Origin of the sequence: Pseudomonas sp. VD-NE ins (assembly GCF_031882575.1) — a bacterium.
GTDB classification, from domain to species: Bacteria; Pseudomonadota; Gammaproteobacteria; order Pseudomonadales; family Pseudomonadaceae; genus Aquipseudomonas; species Aquipseudomonas fluorescens_BZ.
The window spans coordinates 2,901,926-2,924,123 of the sequence record NZ_CP134772.1 but is presented as its reverse complement, the minus strand read 5'-3'; the positions used below and the strand labels follow the sequence as shown (position 1 = coordinate 2,924,123).

Below are 22,198 nucleotides of genomic sequence, written 5' to 3'. Positions count from 1 at the left end.
CGTTTTTCCTGTAGGAGCTACCGCAGGCTCGGGCCGCGTTCGGACGATCTTTTGATCTTGAAAAAAATCCCGGCTCTGCATCTCTGCAGGCCGGGATTTTTTCATTTCAGTGGCCGATTACTCGGTAGCGAGCACACCGCGACGCACCTGATCACGCTCGATCGACTCGAACAGCGCCTTGAAGTTGCCTTCGCCGAAACCATCGTCGCCTTTGCGCTGGATGAACTCGAAGAACACCGGCCCCATCAGGGTTTCCGAGAAGATCTGCAGCAGCAGGCGCTTATCGCCCTGCTCCGAGGCGCCATCGAGCAGGATGCCGCGCGATTGCAGCTGATCCACCGGCTCGCCATGGTTCGGCAGACGACCTTCGAGCATTTCATAGTAGGTGTCCGGCGGCGCGGTCATGAAGCGCATGCCGATTTTCTTCAACTGATCCCAGGTCTTGATCAGGTCGTCGGTGAGGAACGCGACGTGCTGGATGCCTTCGCCGTTGAACTGCATCAGGAACTCTTCGATCTGGCCCGCGCCTTTGGACGACTCTTCGTTCAACGGGATGCGGATCATGCCGTCCGGAGCTGTCATCGCTTTCGAGGTCAGGCCGGTGTATTCGCCCTTGATATCGAAATAGCGGATCTCGCGGAAGTTGAACAGCTTCTCGTAAAAGTTCGCCCAGTAGGCCATGCGACCGCGATACACGTTGTGCGTCAGGTGGTCGATGATCTTCAGGCCGGCACCGACCGGGTTGCGATCAACGCCTTCGATGAACACGAAGTCGATGTCATAGATCGAGCTGCCTTCGCCGAAACGGTCGATCAGGTACAGCGGCGCCCCGCCAATGCCTTTGATCGCCGGCAGGTTCAGCTCCATCGGGCCGGTTTCGATGTGGATCGGCTGAGCGCCGAGTTCCAGCGCGCGGTTGTAAGCCTTTTGCGAATCCTTGACGCGGAACGCCATGCCGCAAACGGACGGGCCGTGCTCAGCCGCGAAGTACGAAGCGACGCTGTTGGGTTCGTTGTTGAGGATCAGGTTGATCGCGCCCTGACGGTACAGGTGCACGTTCTTCGAGCGGTGGGTGGCGACTTTGGTGAAGCCCATGATCTCGAAGATCGGCTCCAGGGTGCCCGGCACCGGCGATGCGAGCTCAATGAATTCAAAGCCCATCAGGCCCATTGGGTTTTCGTATAAATCTGCCATGGTGGCGCCTCATCATTTCTTATCAATTAACCAGGGTTATTTGTCAGTCATGCGAGGTCGGTGGGTGGCGCGCAGGAGATGCCACGCACACTGCGGGCGAGGAAGTCACCGTAGATCAGTTGAAACCCGAATATCTTCATTGTCGACCCAAGGCTCTTGCGGGCGAGGCTTCTGCTGCCAGAAGACGATTATTATTGTATGCGTAACCCGATTCTACACAGCGTAAATAGGCTTGTCTGCTCCCTCTATAAAATCCGCTTTTCTGCGCCCGGCGCAAGGGCTTTATTGCACAGGTAAATGCCACTCAGGATCAACGCACCACCGAGGTACATGGCCGGCGTCAATTGCTCGCCCAGCAGCAAGGCGCCAAGGATTACCGCCGTCAATGGGTTGAGCGCGATAAACACCCCGCTGCGCGTTGCGCCGATTTTACGGATACCTTGGTAATAGCCGATGTAGGCCAGCGCCGAGCCGAAAACGCCGAGGTAGATCAGGCTCAGCCATTGCGCCAAACCCAGATTATTCAGCGCCTGCCAGCTCACCTCGCCGCGTACAACCGCGACAATCCACAACATGACCGTGCCGATCAGGATCGAATACGTCACGGTCTGCAGCGGCCCCAGCGTTTTATTCAATTCACGGGAAAACAACGAGTAAACGCCCCAGCCCAGTACACAGCCGAGAATCAACAGATCACCGATCCAGGCGTCAGGCATAGCGGCCAGTAACTGCGGATTGCGACTGACGATCACCAGACCGGCGCCAACAATACAGATCGCGATGCCGGCAGTTTTCGCCCGGCCCAGACGTTCTTTGAACAACCACCACGAGGCGAGACCGATCACCGCCGGGTTCAACGCGACGATCAACGAGGCGCGCGATGCATTGATGTATTGCAGGCCGTAAAAGAAGCACAGGTTGTAAAAGAAAATCCCGAAGAAACCCAGCAGCGTCAGTTGCAGCCATTGCCGGGGCGTCGGCCGCGCCAAGGGGATCCGCGCCAGCCACAAAAAACCGAGCAACGCCGTACTGGCCAGGCAGAAACGCAGGCTGGCCGCGAACATCGGACTCAGGCTACCGGCCAGAAAACGTCCGGCGACGAAGGTCCCGCCCCAGATCATGGTGACTGCTGCCAGTGTCAGATAGACCGGGATATCCGACGATGGGGTGTGCCGTTGCTCGACGTTGCGCATGACGTTCCAGCCCAAAGAAATTGAGGAATGCCGTATCATTCACTTCATTCCTTGTCATCGTAAAATGAGCAAACACTCATGACCCTCACGCAACTGGAGATCTTCTCGCTGGTCGCCGAACTGCGCGGTTTCACTCTTGCCGCGCATCGGCTGGGGATTTCGCAGTCGGCGGTGTCCCACGCGATGAAGTCGCTGGAACAGGAGCTGGGGGTCGAGCTGCTGCGTCGGCATCAGTCGTCCGTGGAACTCAGCGACATCGGTGAGCAACTGTTGCTGCGCGCCCGCGCCATGCTCGGCCTGGCCAACACCCTGCGCCAGGAAGCTGCCGACGCGCGCGGTATGAAAAGCGGCACCTTGCGCATCGGTTCGTTCGGGCCAACCTCGTCGATCAGGCTGTTGCCGGCTATTCTGCGGCGCTATCGAGAGGCGCATCCGGGCATCGAGGTGCACGTCGATGAAGGGCCAGATCGACAAGTGACTCAGTGGCTCGAAGAACGGCGGATCGACATCGGTTTTGTGGTGCTGCCCCAGGAGCGCTTCGACACCTTTGCGCTGATCGAAGACCAGATGGTTGCCCTGCTTCCTGCAGGTCATCCGCTGGCCGCGCGATCGGCATTGACGCTCAAGGATTTGTGCGACGCCCCGTTCGTGCTCACCGAGGCGGGTTCTTCAGAACTGGTCTCGCGGCTGTTCATGGCCGCGCGCTTGCAACCGAATATCCGCTATCGCTGCTCGCAACTGCTGAGCACCCTCGACACCGTCAGCCGTGGCGATGGCATCACGATTGTTGCCGAAGGCTCATTGCCGGAGGAAGCAACGCCTCGCTACGTGAAGAAGCCGTTGTTGCCCGCCGTGCAGCGTCAGGTCGGACTCGCCGTCCTCGATCAGCGCCAGGCCTCCCCGGCCACCCTGGCCTTTATCGAAGTGGCGACGCGGATGAATCTTTGATGAGCGGCGCAAGCGCCTTCTGCCATCTATCCTCCCTTCTGGCTGATGTGTTTTTCAGCGGCGCGCCGTTACCCGGCCTGCATTCGAGAGCCCCACTCCACCGCGACAGGATGCGCCCATGCCGTTGACCGTCAGACCCCGCCGCAAACGCAGCTCGCGCCTCGTCGTCACACTGCTCAGCGGCTTGCTTCCGGTGCTGCTGGGCGGCGTAATTCTTTACGTGCAGGCCGAACGCACGCTGGAACAAGGTTCACAACAGACTGCGGAAGAGGCGTTGCGCCAATTCGAATTGATGCTCGACAACACCGCCCAGGCAGCCCGTGAATTGCTGCCACTGGCCGGCCAGACCTGCGAGAACGTCAAACTTGCTTTACGCGAACAGGTGACCCGCCGCCCGTTCGTGCGCTCGACCAATCTGGTGTGGGACGACAATCTCTATTGCAGCTCGTTGTTTGGCGACTATAAAGAAGCCGTCAACGCAGGCGACTACAACCAGGGCAAGTTGTGGCTGATGAATGGCAACCCGGTCACCCCCAACACCGCTCTGCTGGTCTATCGGCTCAGCGAAGGTCGCGGCGGCGCACTGACGACACTCGACGGTTACCATCTGAGCAACATGTTGCGTCTGATCGGCCGGCACATGTTGCTGGTGCTGCAAGTGGGCGATAACTGGCTGTCGGCCGACGGCAAAGTACACAGTGGCGCCCTGCCCGCGTTGCCGATAGCACAACACACACTGGATTCTTCGCGTTACGCGTTCAGTGTCTCCGCCGGTTTTCCCGAGGGCGAAACCTGGCGCTACATGGCCGATGAATATCCGCCGCTGTTCAGTCTGTTGATCTTTTTTGGCGTGGTGTCCGGTGCCATCGGACATGTCTTGCAAAAGCGCTCTACGTCACCGAGCCACGAGATGCTCCGGGCACTCGAAGCCGGCGAGTTCATTCCTTACTTCCAGCCCGTGGTGCACGGTGACAGCAAGAAATGGTCGGGGGCTGAAGTGTTGATGCGCTGGACTCATCCCAAAGAAGGCTTGGTGCGCCCGGATCTGTTTATCCCGTTCGCCGAGCATTCGGGCCTCATCGTGCCGATGACCCGCGCCCTGATGCAACAGACCGCTGCGCTGCTGGGGCCGCTGTCAGCAACGTTCACCGCGCCATTTCATATCGGCATCAATATTACCGCCAGCCATTGCAAAAACCTTGAACTGGTGGAGGACTGCCGAACGTTCCTCGCCGCGTTCACCCCGGACAGCATCAGCCTGGTGCTCGAGTTGACCGAACGCGAACTGATCGAGCCGACCGACATCACCCGGCAACTGTTCGAGCAACTGCACGCGCTGGGCGTGAAGATCGCGATCGACGACTTCGGCACCGGCCACTCAAGCCTCGGCTACTTGCGCAAATTCAATGTGGACTTTCTCAAGATCGATCAGAGTTTTGTCGCCATGATCGGCATAGATGCGCTGTCCCGACACATTCTGGACACCATTATCGAACTGTCCGCCAAGCTTGATTTGGGTATTGTTGCCGAAGGTGTCGAAACTCAGGCGCAAGCCGATTACCTGACCGCACATCACGTCAACTTTCTGCAAGGTTACCTGTTCGGCAAACCGATGCCGGCTGCAGATTTCATCAGCGCATTAACCCACCATTAACTAAGCTGAATTAAGACGAGCGCCGCGATCAGGCGCACCAAATTGATACAAAAGACCGTTGTTGTTACATGAGGACAACATCAGGATTTACTCTTGGCGCATTAACTACTACAATTTTTTCAACCTGAGCCAGATTGGCAGGTGAGCCATTTATCACCGAGTCGCTTCAAGGCTCTTGGCTTATAGCTTTGTTTGCGGTTGGTATCAGCCAAATACACTATTGGAGTAAAGATATTGTCCAGACTCGCTGAATTTCGCGCAGCTGAAAAGGCCCTTCAGGAACAGCTCAAGCAGCTGGAATCACTGAAGAACGATGCCGGGCTCAAGAAAGAAATCGAATTCGAAGAAAAGCTCCAGGGGCTGATGAAACACTACGGCAAAGGCCTGAAAGACATCATCGCCATTCTCGATCCGAACCCGGCCAAATCCGGTCTGCAGACCTCTGCAGCACCTAAAACCCGCCGCGCTCGCGTGGTCAAGGTTTATCAGAACCCGCACACCGGTGAACTGATCGAAACCAAGGGCGGCAACCACCGTGGCCTGAAAGCCTGGAAGGAACAATACGGTGCAGCCACCGTTGATTCCTGGTTGCGCGGTTAATCCCACGCCAACAAAAAAGCCCTGCATGATGCAGGGCTTTTTTATTGACAATATCTAACAAATGAAATGATTTTCATCGAACAAGTTGCGACTTTTCTGTAACGTTGCTGAACCACACAGCTAAACATTTTGCTGCGCCATGTTGCGATCAGGCGCGTCCTTAAACTTTGTGCTTAATCCCTTCAGGTATCTAACCGCACACGTGAAGAGTACAGCGACTTAAAGTTTCAAGCTGTTTCTCAGCGCCATTATCTCGTCCGCGCTCGCCTTATAAACCTCTGCCTGCCCGGCATAGGAAAGAACATAAGCCCTGTCCGCCTCGACCGCTGCCACCAAGGTTTGCGACAACACATGTCGACCGTTTTCAGTGATCGTGCAAGTGGTTTCCAGCGCCGACAAAGTCCCCAGCGTGGCCGGATGCACTTTGTTGCAGACACTCTGGTAACCACCCTGGAAAAAGTCCTTCTGTATCGACTTGCGCATTTCCAGCAGCACGCCCTGCAAATTGACCTGATGCCCCTCCTCGACGTGAGTCATGGTCAATTCCATCACCATGACCTGATTGCCATCGGCGTCACTCTTGACCGCACGCTGACGGGAAACCTGTGCATTCGCCTCCGGCAGCGCCTCGACTTCCCAACCGGCCGGCCAGGTAATGCTCGGCTCGTCCGCTGACGCGCACACCGCCACAAGCGACAACACAGAAAAAACAAACACGGATTTGAACAGTCGGATCATTGCCGGACGCACTCGCAGATTGAGCCGTAAAGTCTGAGGCTCGCCCGTACGCAGGGCAAGCCTGCCCTTTCATTTGGCGATGCCGACAGGCATGCGTATCATTGCGTCCATTCACTCGCCCATAGTTATTGGAGGGCCCATGAGCCTGCACGAACTCAACACTTTCCCCGGCGTCACCGCCACCCCAGACAGCGCAACCCGCAACTTTGTCTTCAACCACACCATGCTGCGCGTCAAAGACATCAGCAAATCCCTGGACTTCTACACCCGCGTCCTGGGTTTCTCGCTGGTCGAGAAGCGTGACTTCCCGGAAGCCGAGTTCAGCCTGTACTTCCTCGCACTGGTCGACAAAGCGCAGATCCCGGCCGACGCGGCCGCCCGCACCGAGTGGATGAAGTCGATTCCAGGCATTCTGGAACTGACCCACAACCACGGCACCGAGAACGATGCGGATTTTGCCTATCACAACGGCAATACCGACCCGCGTGGTTTCGGTCATATCTGCATTTCGGTGCCGGATATCGTCTCGGCCTGTGCCCGTTTTGAAGAGCTGGGCTGCGACTTCCAGAAACGCCTGACTGATGGCCGCATGAAAAGCCTGGCGTTTATCAAGGATCCGGATGGTTACTGGGTCGAGATCATTCAGCCAGCGCCGCTGTAAAAGCTGAAAAGCCCCTCACCCTAACCCTCTCCCATAGGGAGAGGGGACTGATTGGGGGATATTGGAGAGTTACGCCGACTTGAACGATTGGCGTTGAATCCATAATCGATTAGATCTTACAGATCGACACCCCACTTCGGACATCTCGATCGGCTCCCTCTCCCTCGGGAGAGGGAACTGATTGGGGGATATTCAAGAATTCCGCCGACGTGAAAAATCTTTACCGAATCCATAATCGGCTCGGTCATTCAGGTCGACGGACAACGCCAGACACCTCGGTCGGCTCCCTCTCCTTCGGGAGAGGAGACTGATTGGGGGATATTTGAGAATTACGCCGACTTGAACGATTGGCGTTGAATCCATAATCGACTGGATCGTTCAGGTCGACGGACAACGCCAGACACCTCGGTCGGCCCCCTCTCCCTCGGGAGAGGGCTGGGGTGAGGGGCAGCTTTTCGCGCGCAATAAAAAACCCGTGATCGCTCACGGGTTTTTTCATTTCTGACCTGACAGTTATGCCGGAGCCGAAGTGCGGATCAAGTGATCAAATGCACTCAACGAAGCCTTTGCGCCCTCGCCCACCGCAATCACGATCTGCTTGTACGGCACAGTGGTCACGTCGCCGGCAGCGAAGATACCCGGAATCGAAGTCTCACCACGGTTATCGACGATGATCTCGCCACGCGGCGACAATTCGATGGTGCCCTTCAGCCAGTCAGTGTTCGGCAGCAAACCGATCTGCACGAAAATCCCTTCCAGCTCGACAGTGCGCAACTCGTCAGTGTTGCGATCCTTGTAACGCAGACCGTTGACCTTTTCACCATTACCGGTGACTTCAGTGGTTTGCGCACTGGTGATCACGGTGACGTTCGGCAGACTGTGCAGTTTGCGCTGCAATACGGCGTCGGCGCGCAGTTGTACGTCGAACTCCAGCAGCGTTACGTGCGACACGATACCGGCCAGGTCGATCGCCGCTTCCACGCCGGAGTTACCGCCGCCAATCACCGCCACACGCTTGCCTTTGAACAGCGGACCGTCGCAGTGCGGGCAGTACGCCACACCTTTGTTGCGGTATTCCTGCTCGCCCGGCACGTTCATTTCACGCCAGCGCGCACCGGTCGCCAGAATCACGCTCTTGGCTTTGAGGGTCGCGCCGCTGGCGAAGCGGACTTCATGCAGCTCGCCGTTTTTGCCCGGGATCAGCCTGTCGGCCCGTTGCAGGTTCATGATGTCGACGTCGTACTGCTTGACGTGTTCTTCCAGCGCCGTGGCCAGTTTCGGCCCTTCGGTTTCCTGTACGGAAATGAAGTTTTCGATGGCCATGGTGTCGAGGACCTGACCGCCGAAGCGCTCAGCCGCAACGCCAGTGCGGATGCCTTTACGTGCAGCGTAAATCGCTGCCGAAGCACCGGCCGGGCCACCGCCGACGACCAACACATCAAACGCTTCTTTGGCACTGATCTTCTCGGCCTGACGCTCGATCGCGCCGGTGTCAAGTTTGGCGAGGATTTCTTCCAGGCCCATGCGGCCCTGACCGAAGTTTTCACCGTTGAGATAGATGCTCGGTACGGCCATGATCTTGCGATCGTTGACTTCGTCCTGGAACAACGCGCCGTCGATGGCGACGTGGCGGATGTTCGGGTTGAGCACGGCCATCAGGTTCAGCGCCTGGACCACGTCCGGGCAGTTCTGGCAGGACAGCGAGAAATAAGTCTCGAAGCTGAACTCGCCTTTCAGCGCGCGGATCTGCTCGATCACTTCAACGCTGGCTTTCGAAGGGTGGCCGCCGACTTGCAGCAAGGCCAGTACCAGCGAGGTGAACTCGTGGCCCATCGGGATGCCGGCGAAACGCAGACTGATGTCAGCGCCCGGGCGGTTGATCGAGAACGATGGCTTGCGTGCATCGTCACCGCTGTCGATCAAGGTAATTTGGCTCGAAAGACTGGCAACGTCTTTCAGCAGTTCCAGCATTTCACGGGATTTCGCACCGTCGTCGAGGGAGGCAACGATCTCGATCGGCTGGGTGACCCGTTCCAGGTACGATTTCAACTGGGCTTTAAGATTGGCGTCCAACATACGGGCGATTTCCTTTATTTGAGGCGAAAAAAAGCCCGAGCGAAACTCGCCCGGGCATTTTTATTGGGCGGTGCAGCGTACTTAAGAAGGTGCGGCGTACCGCCCTGAGTTGCGTGTCACAGACTTAGATCTTGCCGACCAGGTCCAGGGACGGTGCCAGAGTGGCCTCGCCTTCTTTCCACTTGGCTGGGCAAACTTCGCCTGGGTGAGCAGCAACGTACTGAGCAGCCTTGATCTTGCGCAGCAGCTCGGAAGCGTCACGGCCGACGCCGCCATCGTTCAGTTCAACGATTTTGATCTGGCCTTCAGGGTTGATCACGAAGGTGCCACGGTCAGCCAGGCCAGCTTCTTCGATCAGCACGTCGAAGTTGCGGGAGATGGCGTGGGTCGGGTCGCCGATCATGGTGTATTCGATTTTGCCAATGGCTGGCGAAGTGTTGTGCCAGGCAGCGTGGGCAAAGTGGGTGTCGGTGGAAACGCTGTAGATCTCTACGCCGAGTTTCTGGAAGGCAGCGTAGTTGTCAGCCAGGTCTTCCAGTTCGGTTGGGCAAACGAAGGTGAAGTCGGCTGGGTAGAAGAACACGACCGACCACTTGCCTTTCAGGTCAGCGTCCGAGACTTGAACGAAGTCGCCGTTTTTGAACGCGGTAGCTTTGAACGGTTTTACTTGGCTGTTGATGATAGGCATTGATGACTCTCCGTCAGGGGTTATGAAGTTGATGGGTGAATCCTACCCACTCACTCGACGGATGGCTCATTGGCAAACCTGATGCTGCTGATTTGTTTTCGCTATTAGCTGACTGTATTAATAGAAGAAAACGATCTCTACGACGTAGCCGGTTTATCCGTAATCCGAGCCATCCCCTGGAATGGGCTGGCTTCAACATAGCGCATCGCAGACTTCATATCCTTCCAGCCGACGTAACTCATCAACGATTTCAGATCCCAGCCACTTTGGTGCGCCCACGTGGCAAAGCCTCGACGAAGTGAGTGACTGGTGTAGTTTTCGGCGGCAATGCCCGCGCGCTGCAACGCTTGGCGCAGCAGTGGGATGATGCTGTTGGCGTGCAGTCCTTCCTCGTTCAGATTGCCCCAGCGGTCGATGCTGCGAAAAACCGGGCCGCGCACCAGCGCCGCTTCGGTGATCCAGTCGATGTAGGCCTGCACCGGGCAGAGTTTGAGCAGCGCCGGCGCTTGATAGGTCTGACCGAGGTTTTCCCGATCGCCCTTGCTGCGCGGCAGATACAGGGTGATGCCGCTGCCGGCGTGCGCTTGCACATGTTCGATTTGCAGGCGGCACAGTTCATCGCTGCGGAAGCCGCGCCAGAATCCCAGCAGAATCAAGGCGCGATCACGGTAAGCCTTGAGGAGTAACGGACGATCCTCCTGCTCTCTCGCGATTTGTACTTCATGCTCAAGCCAATCGATGACGCGCTGCAAATCCTGCAACTGCAACGGCTCAGCCTGTTTCTCCTGCGCCGGGTGCAACGCGCGAATGCCTTTGAAGACTTTGCGCACCACCGGCGCCTTGGTCGGATCGGCAAAGCCTTGACTGTTGTGCCATTGCGCCAGCGCCGATAGCCGCAGCTTCAACGTATTGATCGACAACTCTTCGGCGTGCGCCACCAGATAACGCGCAACGCTATCAGCCGTCGCCGGCAGAAACCCACCCCACTTCACTTCGAAATGCTCGATGGCTGCGCGATAGCTTCGGCGGGTGTTGTCACGGGTGGCGGCTTGCAGATAGCGATCCAGATCGCTCATGGGCTGTTTTCTCGCTGGCGTACTGATGCGGAGATGCGAAAGCGCATTTTGCCGCCTGACACTGGGTAATACCAGTATATCCCGCGTCTTTATTATCAAAGGTTTATCTTTATTTTTGAGATGGTACACTGCGTACTTTAGTGGCATGTACCACAGTACGTAACCGTAGGAGTTCACATGGCCCGTGGCGGCATTACCAAAGCCCTTGTGCAGATCGCGCGCACAGCGATCCTCGCCCGTGGCGAACACCCGAGCATCGATGCAGTACGCATTGAAATGGGCAACACCGGCTCGAAAACCACGATCCATCGGTATTTGAAAGAACTGGATGACGGCGCGCAGCCGATTGAAGCGTCGTCAGAGCCTATCGATGATGAGTTGAGCGCTCTCGTCTCGCGCCTCGCCCAACGCCTCAAAGAACAGGCGCAAGAGCCTATCGAGCAGGCCCGCGAGCAGTTCGAGGAACAGCGCGAAGCACTGGAATCGGCGCTGAACCAAACTCGCCAGGCGCTGGAAAAGCTCGAACACGAGCACGACATTCAGGGCGCGGCACTGGCGCGTGAATCGGAAGCACTGAACAACACCCGCTCAATGCTGCAAACCGAGCAGACCCGTAATGCCGGGCTGAATCAGGCACTGGCCGATTTTGAATTGCGCCTGCAGGACAAGGACGAACAGATCCGTTCGCTGGAAGAAAAACACCTGCACGCCCGTGACGCGCTGGAGCACTACCGCAACGCCAGCAAAGAGCAGCGCGAGCAGGAACAGAGCCGCCACGAAGCGCAAGTGCAGCAGATTCAGGCCGAGCTGCGGCAGGCACAGCAAAGCGCATTGGTCCGCCAGGACGAGATCACGCAACTGCACCGCGACAACGAACGCCTGCTCACGGAAAACCGTGGCACGCAGCGTGAGCTGAGCCTGATGCAGGACCAACTCAAGCAGAGCAATCAGCGTCAGGATCAACTGCTGGAGCAAGCGACCCGCGTCGACAGTGAGCGCACCCTCCTCCAGGAACGCCTGCGCGTTGCGACACTGGAAAGCCAGACACTCAAACAGAGCGTCGAGGAGCAAACGCTGCTCAACCAGTCACTGGAAAAGGAATTGAGTAAAGCTCAGGCAAGCCTGGAAGAAAGCCAGCGTCTGGCAGCTACCGTTGCGGCAGCGCCAGACTCAGCCAAACCGAAAGACGCTTAAGCGCCGACCGGTGTACGCATGGTGACAAACTCTTCGGCGGCCGTCGGGTGCACCCCGATCGTGTCGTCGAAGTCGCGCTTGGTCGCACCAGCCTTCAACGCAATCGCCAGACCCTGAACGATCTCGCCTGCGTCCGGGCCTACCATGTGGCAGCCGAGGACCTTGTCAGTCTTGCCGTCGACTACGAGCTTCATCAGCGTCTTTTCCTGACATTCGGTCAGGGTCAGCTTCATCGGCCGGAAACGGCTTTCGAAGATCACCACATCGCGGCCGGCTTCACGCGCTTCTTCTTCGGTCAAACCGACCGTGCCGATGTTCGGCAAGCTGAATACCGCTGTCGGGATCATCTTGTAATCCACCGGACGGTATTGCTCTGGTTTGAACAGGCGTCGCGCCACGGCCATGCCTTCCGCTAGCGCCACGGGCGTCAGCTGCACACGACCGATGACATCGCCCAGCGCCAGAATCGATGGCTCGCTGGTCTGGTACTGCTCGTCGACTTTGATGAAACCTTTGTCGGTGAGCTGCACATCGGTGTTTTCCAGCCCCAGATTGTCCAGCATCGGGCGTCGGCCGGTGGCGTAGAAAATGCAGTCCGCCTCCAGCTCACGACCATCTTTAAGCGTGGCTTTCAGACTGCCGTCAGCCTGCTTGTCGATGCGCGCGATGTCGGCATTGAACTGCAGATCCAGACCACGCTTGGTCAGCTCTTCCTGTAAGTGCTTGCGTACCGAACCATCGAAGCCGCGCAGGAACAGGTCGCCGCGATACAGCAGCGTAGTGTTCGCACCGAGGCCGTGGAAAATCCCGGCGAACTCGACCGCGATGTAACCGCCGCCAACCACCAGTACACGCTTTGGCAGCTCTTTAAGGAAGAACGCCTCATTGGAACCGATCGCGTGTTCGCGCCCCGGAATCTCCGGAATCTGCGGCCAGCCACCGGTGGCAATCAGAATGTTTTTCGCGGTGTAGCGCTCGCCATTCACCTCAACCTCATGCGGGCCAACGATCTTCGCGTGCGCCTCATGCAAGGTCACGCCGCTGTTGACCAGCAGATTGCGATAAATGCCGTTGAGGCGATTGATCTCGCGATCCTTGTTGGCGATCAGCGTCGCCCAATCGAAATTCGCTTCGCCCAGGCTCCAGCCAAAACCGGACGCCTGCTCAAAGTCTTCGGCGAAATGCGCGCCGTACACCAGCAACTTTTTCGGCACACAGCCAACGTTGACGCAGGTCCCACCCAGATAACGGCTTTCCGCCACCGCCACTTTCGCACCGAAACCGGCCGCAAAACGCGCAGCGCGCACGCCACCGGAACCGGCACCAATCACATAAAGGTCAAAATCGTAGGCCATTTCTATCTCCTCGGCAGGGGATCAGCATACCTGCAGATGCTCATTGAGCAAGCCTCTGCCGTTATGCCGATGACCAATGCCAAGGGTTCGAGCAGCAAGCTTTTGCTCAGTGACATTCTGCGGACTGAGCCTTTGGTAACCGAAGCGTACGCCAGGCGATCAAAACTGCTATGAATGCCAAACCGAAAGCGACCCACGATACCAATGCAATTCCGCCTTCAAATGCACTTCCCGCCTGCTGCATTAACTGTTGCGCTTGATCCCCCGCCAACCCCGTCGCCACATGATGAGCGCCAGCCAGCGTTTCACTTGCCAGCATCGTCTGGGCATCGCTCAAAAACGCTGGAAGCTGCAAGTCTGCGCGATAGTGAGCCGTAACCAGGCCACCAAGCAGGGTCGTCCCCAAAACGACGCCTACCTCATAGGCTGTTTCACTGATAGCGGAAGCTGCACCGGCCTTAGCTGGGGGCGCCGCCGACAAAATCACGTCATTGGAAACCGTAGCGATCGCGCCTACTCCGATATTCAGCAACGCGAACGCCGCAACCAATACCGCAAGACTACTGCCCACGCTGGCCACGAGTAAAAACGCCACAGCGGCGAAGGCCACCAGAATCGGTATCAGCACATGCACAGGCATACGCTGAGCGACCGGGACGACCGCCATTCCCACCACAATCGCCATGATTTGGCCCGGCACCAACGCTAGGCTCGCACTCAAAGGCGACATCTGCAGGACAATCTGCAAAAACTGAGTGGTGAAGAAAACAAAACCAACGAGGAACGCAAGACTCATCAAATTGATCAGAACAGACCCGCTAAAAGTCCCGTTGCGGAACAGAGTCATATCCATCAGCGGCACAGGAAGACGTAACTGGCGCCGGACAAACATCCAGCCTGCCAATACGCCGACCAGAAAGGCCCCCAGTACGACCCCGTCAACACCTTCACTGGCGGCATGCTTGATGCCGTAAACGATGCCACCCAAGGCGGCCATCGACTGAAGAATGCTGATCGGATCCAACGGCCCAGATGCATCACGCTCCGACTCAGGAAGCAATAGCGGACCCAACACCAACAGCGGAATCAGAACCGGTACCGCCAACAGAAAAATCGCGCCCCAATCAAAGAACTGCAGCAACACTCCGCCCACCAAAGGCCCCAGAGCCGAACCGACGGTCAATGTCGTGGCCCAGATCGCGACAGCCAGCCTGCGCTCCTCTCGATCCTCAAACACCGAACGTATCAATGCCAATGTGGAAGGCATCAGCATCGCCCCGAAAATCCCCATGCAGGCACGCCCGATAATCAACTGCAAGGCCGTCTCAGAATAGGCGGTCAGCACCGATACCACAGCAAATCCGAGCGAGCCGATAAGCAGCAACTTGCGGTGCCCGACCCGATCTCCCAGACTTCCCATGGACACCAGCAGTCCAGCGAGCACCAACGAGTAGGCGTCGATCATCCACAGTTGTTGACTGGCACTTGGGCGCAAAGCTTCGGCGATTTTGGGTAATGCGAAACCCAGTACGGTGTTATCAACGGTTACCAGTAGCACTGGCAACATCAACACGCCGAGGCCGAACCAGCGTGTAGATTTGGCTTTGGTATGAGCATTCTGATGAGTAGGCGGCACCGGCAAATTCCTTATGCTGCAATCTTGATTTCGCAGACGTGTTCAAACAGTCGCGAAAGTTTTACCTGCGCACATCCGTGGCGAGGATCGATGAGTTCAACAGCGATGAAACGCGCTGACAATTACTCATTTGTTTCATATTACAACTCAGAAATCTCCTTCGACTTTCGACCCTTTTCGGTTGGAAGCGAACTTTTTCCAGCGCAAAAAAAACGCCCCGAACCAGTCGAGGCGTTTTTGACCTTCACACGAATGACGCAGTGCAAAGTTGCTACTGACGAATCAAGCGCTCTTAATAAGCCTTGCCAGTCTTGTAGAAGTTCTCGAAGCAGAAGTTGGTTGCTTCGATGTAGCCTTCAGCACCACCGCAGTCGAAACGCTTGCCTTTGAACTTGTAGGCCATTACGCAGCCGTTCTGGGCTTGTTTCATCAGGGCGTCGGTGATCTGGATTTCGCCGCCCTTGCCTGGCTCGGTTTGTTCGATCAGGTCGAAAATGTCCGGGGTCAGGATGTAACGGCCGATGATGGCCAGGTTCGACGGTGCGTCTTCCGGCTTTGGCTTCTCGACCATGCTGTGAACGCGGTAGATGTCGTCGCGGATCATCTCGCCGGCAATCACGCCGTACTTGCTGGTTTCCTGCGGATCGACTTCCTGGATAGCGATGATCGAGCAGCGGAACTGCTTGTACAGTTTGACCATCTGGGTCAGAACGCCGTCGCCTTCGAGGTTGACGCACAGGTCGTCCGCCAGGACCACGGCGAACGGTTCGTCACCGATCAGCGGGCGACCGGTCAGGATCGCATGACCCAGGCCTTTCATTTCGGTCTGACGGGTGTAGGAGAACGAGCACTCGTCGAGCAGTTTGCGGATGCCGACAAGGTATTTCTCTTTGTCGGTGCCTTTGATCTGGTTTTCCAGCTCGTAGCTGATGTCGAAGTGGTCTTCCAGAGCACGCTTGCCACGACCGGTGACGATGGAGATTTCCGTCAGGCCAGCGTCCAGAGCTTCTTCAACGCCGTACTGGATCAGTGGCTTGTTTACCACCGGCAGCATTTCTTTAGGCATGGCTTTAGTCGCTGGCAGGAAGCGAGTACCGTAACCGGCTGCTGGGAACAAGCATTTCTTGATCATATAAGTCCTTGAAAGGGCTGTGTGTACGAGTTTCGGCGCAGTCTAATCAGGCGGCGTGCACCTTACAATGCCCCGCACTGGCTAACCGATGCCAACATAGAGAAATATTCTCGCCGATAGTTCCATCGACATCCGGGCGCAGCCAGATCAGCGTAGCTCAAAGCGGCCGACAAACTGAATCACCATACGCTCATCGCCCCCCAATGCGAGCATTTGCCGGTATCATGGCGCCTTTGAACCAGCGAACGAGACAGATAGATGGCCGCGGTAAAAATCGTCAACGGGTATGTGATCGACAAGAAAGACGGCAAGTGGACGCTGACCACCACCAATGGTGAGCACATTGCCGGGCCTTTCGACAGCGAACAAATGGCGACCGATGTTGCTTCCGTATTCACGGACACGCCGGCATCGGCCAAGCGCCGTGGCAAAGATCAGGACTGATCAGCCCCGACACGCCTCAGCCCTGCCCTTGTGCAGGGCTTTTTTGTGCCCACTTACAAACAAGTGGCCAAACGCTATAACCTTTTCACACCGGCGCTGTCAGAGCGTCTAGTCCCCCTTGCTGAAGACCCCGAACATGACTCTGAAAATATGGCTGCCCCTGATTGCGGTATTGGCACTGGCCGGCTGTGCGACCTCCCAACCCACGTACCTGAACAACGGCGAACAGGGGCTATCGATCGATTGCTCCGGCGAAGCCAATTCCTGGGCGACCTGCTATGAAAAAGCCGATGCGTCCTGCGCGGGCACCGGTTATCGCATCGTTGGCACTGACGGCACGCCGCAGCCCAAAGAAAGCGACAAAACCCTGGGCGTTGATGTCGGCAACTACAAAAACCGCAGCGTTGTGGTGGTCTGCAAATAGACCTTACATATGAATTTCGGCGAATTTGATTCCGAGTCCGCGCACGACTTCGATCAGATCGTCGAGACGGTTGAAGGATTCGACCTCGTCGTTATCGTCGACCAAAAAGTAACTGCGGCCGGCGCTCTTCTTGAAAAACACGATCCACTCACCCGGATTCGCCGGGTTCTGGATGACATGGGTGGCAGAGATCAGGCCCTCTACGTGGCGCTCCCGTACTTGCTCTCGCTTCATCGCGACTCCAGAAATGAAAATGCCGTCACAGCATGACTGCGACGGCATCGGTGCTGATGACTGTCAGTCTATCAGCCGGAAATACAGGCATTGGCGGCCTTTTGCACGTCACGCGGGCGAACCGGCACATTCGACATGCGTTCATGCAGCTTGATGCTGCTGCCGCCGGAGCGATCTTCGATATCAAACACCGCTGCCGCGCCGGTGGAAAGTTTCCCCGGCACGATGACCCGAACCCCGTCCTTGTGCGGCTGCACTTGCAGCGCGCCGCGGCTGTCTGCCAGTTTCTCGGCCAGACACTGGGCATATTCATGGGGCTTCTTGCCGGAGATCACGCTCATGGTCGGCAGCGTTTCATTGATTTCGGAAACACTCGCACAACCACCCACAGCCAGAATCAACGGCAGACACAGCACACCCCACTTCATACAAAACCTCCGTTAAAGACCGTCCGACAGCACAAATGCCGTTTTTCTCCGGGACCTTCTGTATTTAACCCGCATCCGATTGCGAATATCTGTTCAAAATTGTCAAACCAACGCCCGACGGCCAGATAATAACCCGTGCGGGCTGATAAACTGCGCGCAATTACAAGCTATCGTTTTGATTTTGTAGAAAAAGCCCTTCTGGAGGCGCCCATGAAATTCATTCACCAGCGCGAACACCTCAACGAAGACGACATCGTCGTCATCCAATGCTCGCAAATGTGCAACATCCGTCTGATGAACGACGCCAACTTCCGCAGCTTCAAGAACGGCGGCCGTCACACCTATCACGGCGGCGCCTTCGACACCTTTCCGGCCCGTATTACCGCGCCGAGCACCGGTTTCTGGAACATCACCATCGACACCGTCAACCGCCGTGCGATCAGCGTGACCCGCAAGCCAACGCTGACCCACTCGATCAAGATCATCCGTCGCTCCAGCACCAAACTCAGCTGAGACACGCCGTCCAACCAGAAAGGAATGCATGACCGTGGCCCAAACGACCAAATACGTCATCAAGTACAAACTCAACGGTGAACGCCGCTTCGAGTTCGCGCAGCTGGTAAACGGCACTGAAGAAGAAGCCAAGGCTGAACTGGACAAGCTTCACGACCAGAAAGACGTGATCAGCGACATCGCCGTCAGCAAAGCACTGTAAGCATCGACAGCGAATTCGACCGCAAGCGGCGGAGTGTTCTGCCGCCAGGCCCGGCCTAGACTGACTTCCTTCGACCAAGCGTCAAGGAGTCAGCATGTCGATGTCCCCTTCCCGGCTGGATTCGCTCGACTGGGCAAGCCTTGCGCTGCAACTGGATCAGGATGGCTACGCGATCATCCGCTCGCTGCTGCTGGCCGAAACCTGCGATCAACTGAGTGCGCTGTATCCGCAGACCGAACCGTTTCGTTCGCAGGTCATTATGGCCCGCCACGGCTTTGGTCGCGGTGAGTACAAATACTTCGACTATCCCCTGCCGACAGCGGTAGAACGCCTTCGCTGCGCGCTGTATCCGCATCTGGTTCCATTGGCCAATCGCTGGTACGAACGCATGAATCTGCCCGAGCGTTTTCCGGCGAGCCACGCCGAGTTTCTTCAGCGTTGCCATGCCGCCGGTCAACGACGCCCTACCCCTCTTTTGCTGCAATACGGCCCGCAGGACTACAACTGCCTGCATCAGGACCTGTACGGCGAAGCGGTTTTTCCGCTGCAAGTGGCGATTCTTCTGTCAGAACCCGGACACGACTTCAGCGGCGGAGAATTCGTTCTCACCGAGCAGCGCCCGCGCATGCAATCTCGCCCGCACGTGCTGGATCTGACAAAAGGTGATGCGGTGATTTTTGCCGTCAACCAGCGCCCGGTCAAAGGCGTGCGCGGGGATTATCGGGTGACCATGCGTCACGGCGTCAGTCGCCTGCACAGTGGAAAAAGGCATACCCTAGGCATCATCTTTCACGACGCCACATGACTACCATGCAACCGAGCACTTTTGATCTGTTCGCCGATCATGAACCCGAGCAATGCCCGCGCGCCGAACAGATTGGCGAGCAATCGTGGGTCCTGCATGGTTTTGCCCAGCCGCTGGTCGACCAGCTCCTGCCGGCGCTGGATGCGATTCTTGCCGCAGCGCCGTTGCGTCACATGGTCACACCGGGAGGTTTCAGCATGTCGGTCGGCACCAGCAGTTGCGGCGCCTTGGGCTGGATCACCGATCGCCACGGGTATCGTTACTCCAGCGTCGACCCGCTCAGTGATTTGCCATGGCCAGCGATGCCGGCCGTATTCTCGGTGCTGGCGCAGTCGGCAGCGGCACAGGCCGGATTTGCTGACTTCAACGCCGATTCCTGCCTGATCAACCGCTATGTCCCCGGGGCCAAGATGTCATTGCACCAGGACAAAGACGAAAACGCCTACAGCGCACCGATCGTTTCGCTGTCACTGGGCCTGCCGGCAATGTTCCTGTTCGGCGGCTTCAATCGCAGCGACAAGAGCCAGCGCATTGCCTTGCTGCATGGCGACATGCTGGTCTGGGGCGGCGTTGATCGCTTGCGTTATCACGGCGTGTTACCGATCAAGCAGGGTCGGCATCCGCGCCTGGGTGAACAGCGGATCAATCTGACCTTTCGCGTGGCCGGATAACCTGCAAAAGTTTGACCGCAAGGCCCGGAGTGTTGTGCCTTGCGACGCTGGTTAACCTGAATCAAACAGGTCAACGGATAACCGCTCATGAAAACGCTTTCGACCACCTTCAACACCGAAAACGATCCACGCTGGGCCGCCGTGGTTGCACGAAATCCACGTGCGGACGGGCAATTTGTCTACGCGGTGAAAACCACCGGCATCTATTGCCGCCCGAGCAGCCTCTCACGTTTGCCGAAACCGCAGAACGTGGAGTTTTTCGATACCGCTGAGCAGGCCGAGGCTGCCGGCTATCGTCCGAGCAAGCGTGCCGGCAAAGATCAGAGTGATGTCGCCGCGCAGCATGCCGCGACCGTCGCCATTGCCTGCCGCCATATCGAATCCGCCGAGACGTTGCCGGCGCTCAACGAACTGGCGCAAACCGCTGGCCTGAGTCCGTTCCATTTCCATCGCGTGTTCAAAGCCGCGACGGGGTTGACGCCCAAGGGCTATGCAACGGCGCATCGCTCGCGCAAAGTCCGTGAGCGTCTGGCAGACGGTGGTTCGGTGACGGATGCGCTGTACGACGCGGGCTTCAATTCCAACAGCCGTTTCTATGAAGCCGCAGATCATTTGTTGGGCATGAAACCCGGCGACTATCGCGCTGCCGGGAAGAACAACGACATTCGCTTCGCCGTTGGCCAATGCTCGCTCGGAGCGATTCTGGTGGCACAAAGCGAGCGTGGTGTGTGTGCGATTCTGCTGGGTGACGATCCGCATCAACTGGTGTGTGATCTGCAGGATCAGTTTCGCCAAGCCAACCTGATCGGCGCCGATGCCGGGTTCGAGCAATTGATCGCCAAGGTTGTGGGGTTTATTGAAGCCCCGGCGATTGGTCTCGCTCTGCCACTGGACGTTCGCGGCACGGCGTTTCAGGAGCGCGTGTGGCAGGCGCTGCGGGAAATCCCGGCGGGCCATACGGCGAGTTACGCCGAGATTGCCCAGCGCATCGGCGCACCGACCTCCATGCGCGCGGTGGCTCAGGCTTGTGGTGCCAACCGCCTGGCGGTAGCGATCCCTTGCCACCGCGTGGTGCGCAGCGATGGCAATCTTTCGGGCTATCGCTGGGGTGTCGAGCGCAAACGGCAGTTGTTGGAGCGCGAGACACAGCCTTTAGCGGATGCCGATGTCAGCGATTGACGTCCACCACAACCCGACCACGAAGCTGTCCGGCGAGCAACTTCGGCGCCGCATCGATGGCTTCACTCAGGCCGATTTCATGACTGATCAATGCCAGCAACGAGAAATCCAGATCCCTGGCCAGGCGCTCCCACGCTTGCAGCCGGCGCGCCTTGGGCTGGGTCACGCTATTGACGCCGGCCAGCGTCACACCACGCAAAATGAACGGGGCGACCGAAGCCGGGAAATCCATGCCCTGCGCCAGACCACAGGCGGCGACGGTACCTTCGGAGCGGGTGCTGGCGCAGGCATTGGCCAGTGTATGACTGCCCACCGAATCGATCACTGCTGCCCAACGCTCTTTGGCCAGCGGCTTGCCGGGCGCTGACAACGTGGCGCGGTCGATGATTTCACTGGCGCCCAACTGCTGCAGATACTCATGCTCGGAAACCCGGCCAGTCGACGCGACGACACGATAGCCAAGCTTGCTCAGCAGCGCGATGGCAAAACTGCCGACGCCACCATTGGCGCCCGTCACCAGGACCTCTCCCTGCTCTGGCGTCACGCCATTACGCTCAAGCGCGAGAATGCACAGCATCGCCGTATAACCGGCCGTCCCGATGGCCATGGCTTGCGCCGCTGTAAAGGCTTTGGGCAAAGGAATCAGCCAGTCGCCATTGAGCCGCGCCTTCTGCGCCAGACCGCCCCAGTGATTTTCGCCAACGCCCCAGCCATTCAGCACCACCTGATCACCCACCTTATAGTCGGGGTGCGAACTGGCTTCTACGGTGCCCGCGAGGTCGATCCCAGGCACCATCGGAAACTTGCGCACCACCGGACTGCTGCCGGTAATCGCCAGACCATCCTTGAAGTTCAGCGTGCTGTACGCAACAGCCACGGTGACATCGCCTTCGGGCAATTGCTCTTCGTTGACCTGTTGCAGGTTGGCGCGGTAACCGCTGTCGTCTTTGTCGATCACAATGGCGTTGAACATGACTGCCTCGCAGGACTGTTTTCTGAATGTCGTGCCTTGAAATACCACATCGCAACACCCTGCCACATTCGACTTTGCGCCAATCGGTGAATCGCCCGGGTATTTCCATAGCGGGCGACTATGCTTTTTCGACGGTCGTGGTTTCGCCGTTATTTCTTCAGAAACCGGTTTGTCGATGGA

The 22,198-nt window shown here is 57.6% G+C and carries 24 protein-coding genes; 12 read left to right on the top strand and 12 right to left on the bottom strand.

Annotated features, from left to right (window positions below; genetic code table 11):
- Positions 1-117: 117 nt before the first annotated feature.
- Both hppD and RMV17_RS12970 read right to left on the bottom strand, forming a co-directional pair.
- The gene (gene hppD / locus RMV17_RS12975; protein ID WP_007912211.1) at positions 118-1,194 is read right to left on the bottom strand and encodes a 4-hydroxyphenylpyruvate dioxygenase; all 1,077 of its coding nucleotides are present in this window, start codon (positions 1,192-1,194) and stop codon (positions 118-120) included.
- 245 nt (positions 1,195-1,439) lie between these two features.
- Positions 1,440-2,387 carry an EamA family transporter gene (locus tag RMV17_RS12970; protein ID WP_311887039.1) on the bottom strand — a complete coding sequence of 316 codons (948 nt, stop codon included), beginning with the start codon at positions 2,385-2,387 and terminating at the stop codon, positions 1,440-1,442.
- Between the two features lie 78 nt (positions 2,388-2,465).
- Here RMV17_RS12970 and RMV17_RS12965 point away from each other — a divergent pair, with 78 nt between their 5' ends.
- The 3 genes from RMV17_RS12965 to RMV17_RS12955 all read left to right on the top strand — a co-directional run bounded on the left by RMV17_RS12965 (position 2,466) and on the right by RMV17_RS12955 (position 5,589).
- The gene (locus RMV17_RS12965) at positions 2,466-3,335 is read left to right on the top strand and encodes a LysR family transcriptional regulator (protein WP_311886760.1); all 870 of its coding nucleotides are present in this window, start codon (positions 2,466-2,468) and stop codon (positions 3,333-3,335) included.
- A gap of 118 nt (positions 3,336-3,453) precedes the next feature.
- On the top strand, positions 3,454-4,989 hold the full coding sequence (locus tag RMV17_RS12960) for a cyclic diguanylate phosphodiesterase (RefSeq protein WP_311886759.1): 1,536 nt from the start codon (positions 3,454-3,456) through the stop codon (positions 4,987-4,989).
- Positions 4,990-5,223: 234 nt separating this feature from the next.
- Positions 5,224-5,589 (top strand): histone-like nucleoid-structuring protein, MvaT/MvaU family, encoded by a 366-nt coding sequence (locus RMV17_RS12955; RefSeq protein ID WP_034154252.1) that lies wholly within the window; start codon positions 5,224-5,226, stop codon positions 5,587-5,589.
- Positions 5,590-5,808: 219 nt separating this feature from the next.
- On the opposite strand, the gene RMV17_RS12950 is transcribed toward RMV17_RS12955, so the two are convergent.
- Positions 5,809-6,327: a DUF4946 domain-containing protein gene (locus tag RMV17_RS12950; RefSeq protein ID WP_034154253.1), complete on the bottom strand. Its 519-nt coding sequence runs from the start codon at positions 6,325-6,327 to the stop codon at positions 5,809-5,811.
- Positions 6,328-6,466: 139 nt separating this feature from the next.
- Between RMV17_RS12950 and gloA the strand changes: the two genes are divergently transcribed.
- Positions 6,467-6,988, top strand: a complete 522-nt coding sequence (gene gloA, locus RMV17_RS12945) for a lactoylglutathione lyase (RefSeq protein ID WP_034154254.1) — start codon at positions 6,467-6,469, stop codon at positions 6,986-6,988.
- 513 nt (positions 6,989-7,501) lie between these two features.
- On the opposite strand, the gene ahpF is transcribed toward gloA, so the two are convergent.
- The 3 genes from ahpF to RMV17_RS12930 all read right to left on the bottom strand — a co-directional run bounded on the left by ahpF (position 7,502) and on the right by RMV17_RS12930 (position 10,828).
- Positions 7,502-9,064, bottom strand: coding sequence for an alkyl hydroperoxide reductase subunit F (gene ahpF / locus RMV17_RS12940; RefSeq protein WP_108226134.1), 1,563 nt, complete (start codon positions 9,062-9,064; stop codon positions 7,502-7,504).
- A gap of 124 nt (positions 9,065-9,188) precedes the next feature.
- On the bottom strand, positions 9,189-9,752 hold the full coding sequence (gene ahpC, locus RMV17_RS12935; RefSeq protein WP_034154256.1) for an alkyl hydroperoxide reductase subunit C: 564 nt from the start codon (positions 9,750-9,752) through the stop codon (positions 9,189-9,191).
- A gap of 137 nt (positions 9,753-9,889) precedes the next feature.
- Complete coding sequence (locus RMV17_RS12930; protein WP_311886758.1) at positions 9,890-10,828, bottom strand: site-specific integrase; 939 nt, start codon at positions 10,826-10,828, stop codon at positions 9,890-9,892.
- A gap of 177 nt (positions 10,829-11,005) precedes the next feature.
- Between RMV17_RS12930 and RMV17_RS12925 the strand changes: the two genes are divergently transcribed.
- Positions 11,006-12,022 carry a DNA-binding protein gene (locus RMV17_RS12925; RefSeq protein WP_311886757.1) on the top strand — a complete coding sequence of 339 codons (1,017 nt, stop codon included), beginning with the start codon at positions 11,006-11,008 and terminating at the stop codon, positions 12,020-12,022.
- On the opposite strand, the gene gorA is transcribed toward RMV17_RS12925, so the two are convergent.
- The 3 genes from gorA to galU form a co-directional block, all read right to left on the bottom strand.
- Positions 12,019-13,377, bottom strand: a complete 1,359-nt coding sequence (gene gorA / locus RMV17_RS12920) for a glutathione-disulfide reductase (protein WP_311886756.1) — start codon at positions 13,375-13,377, stop codon at positions 12,019-12,021. The two genes, RMV17_RS12925 and gorA, sit on opposite strands and share 4 nt — an antisense overlap.
- A gap of 106 nt (positions 13,378-13,483) precedes the next feature.
- The gene (locus RMV17_RS12915) at positions 13,484-15,013 is read right to left on the bottom strand and encodes an MFS transporter (protein WP_311886755.1); all 1,530 of its coding nucleotides are present in this window, start codon (positions 15,011-15,013) and stop codon (positions 13,484-13,486) included.
- Positions 15,014-15,305: 292 nt separating this feature from the next.
- Positions 15,306-16,145, bottom strand: coding sequence for a UTP--glucose-1-phosphate uridylyltransferase GalU (galU, locus tag RMV17_RS12910; RefSeq protein ID WP_007912230.1), 840 nt, complete (start codon positions 16,143-16,145; stop codon positions 15,306-15,308).
- Positions 16,146-16,403: 258 nt separating this feature from the next.
- Here galU and RMV17_RS12905 point away from each other — a divergent pair, with 258 nt between their 5' ends.
- Together RMV17_RS12905 and RMV17_RS12900 are read left to right on the top strand one after the other, a co-directional pair.
- Positions 16,404-16,589, top strand: coding sequence for a hypothetical protein (locus RMV17_RS12905; RefSeq protein ID WP_008082671.1), 186 nt, complete (start codon positions 16,404-16,406; stop codon positions 16,587-16,589).
- 136 nt (positions 16,590-16,725) lie between these two features.
- Positions 16,726-17,013: a lipoprotein gene (locus RMV17_RS12900; protein ID WP_034154261.1), complete on the top strand. Its 288-nt coding sequence runs from the start codon at positions 16,726-16,728 to the stop codon at positions 17,011-17,013.
- A 3-nt stretch (positions 17,014-17,016) separates the two neighbouring features.
- Here RMV17_RS12900 and RMV17_RS12895 read toward each other — a convergent pair whose 3' ends face one another.
- Both RMV17_RS12895 and RMV17_RS12890 read right to left on the bottom strand, forming a co-directional pair.
- Positions 17,017-17,247, bottom strand: coding sequence for a hypothetical protein (locus RMV17_RS12895; protein WP_008082673.1), 231 nt, complete (start codon positions 17,245-17,247; stop codon positions 17,017-17,019).
- A gap of 71 nt (positions 17,248-17,318) precedes the next feature.
- The gene (locus tag RMV17_RS12890; protein WP_034154262.1) at positions 17,319-17,675 is read right to left on the bottom strand and encodes a hypothetical protein; all 357 of its coding nucleotides are present in this window, start codon (positions 17,673-17,675) and stop codon (positions 17,319-17,321) included.
- A gap of 210 nt (positions 17,676-17,885) precedes the next feature.
- On the opposite strand from RMV17_RS12890, the gene RMV17_RS12885 reads away from it, so the two are divergent.
- The 5 genes from RMV17_RS12885 (at position 17,886) to ada (ending at position 21,045) form a co-directional block, all read left to right on the top strand.
- Positions 17,886-18,188 (top strand): DUF1883 domain-containing protein, encoded by a 303-nt coding sequence (locus RMV17_RS12885; RefSeq protein ID WP_007912251.1) that lies wholly within the window; start codon positions 17,886-17,888, stop codon positions 18,186-18,188.
- Between the two features lie 28 nt (positions 18,189-18,216).
- Positions 18,217-18,390, top strand: a complete 174-nt coding sequence (locus RMV17_RS12880; RefSeq protein ID WP_311886754.1) for a hypothetical protein — start codon at positions 18,217-18,219, stop codon at positions 18,388-18,390.
- Between the two features lie 94 nt (positions 18,391-18,484).
- Positions 18,485-19,195 (top strand): 2OG-Fe(II) oxygenase, encoded by a 711-nt coding sequence (locus RMV17_RS12875; RefSeq protein WP_311886753.1) that lies wholly within the window; start codon positions 18,485-18,487, stop codon positions 19,193-19,195.
- Between the two features lie 5 nt (positions 19,196-19,200).
- Positions 19,201-19,866, top strand: coding sequence for a DNA oxidative demethylase AlkB (gene alkB, locus RMV17_RS12870; RefSeq protein ID WP_311887038.1), 666 nt, complete (start codon positions 19,201-19,203; stop codon positions 19,864-19,866).
- Positions 19,867-19,953: 87 nt separating this feature from the next.
- Positions 19,954-21,045: a bifunctional DNA-binding transcriptional regulator/O6-methylguanine-DNA methyltransferase Ada gene (gene ada, locus RMV17_RS12865; RefSeq protein WP_311886752.1), complete on the top strand. Its 1,092-nt coding sequence runs from the start codon at positions 19,954-19,956 to the stop codon at positions 21,043-21,045.
- Here the strand turns inward: ada and RMV17_RS12860 are convergent.
- On the bottom strand, positions 21,035-22,018 hold the full coding sequence (locus tag RMV17_RS12860; protein WP_311886751.1) for an MDR family oxidoreductase: 984 nt from the start codon (positions 22,016-22,018) through the stop codon (positions 21,035-21,037). The genes ada and RMV17_RS12860 overlap by 11 nt on opposite strands.
- Between the last annotated feature and the right edge of the window lie 180 nt (positions 22,019-22,198).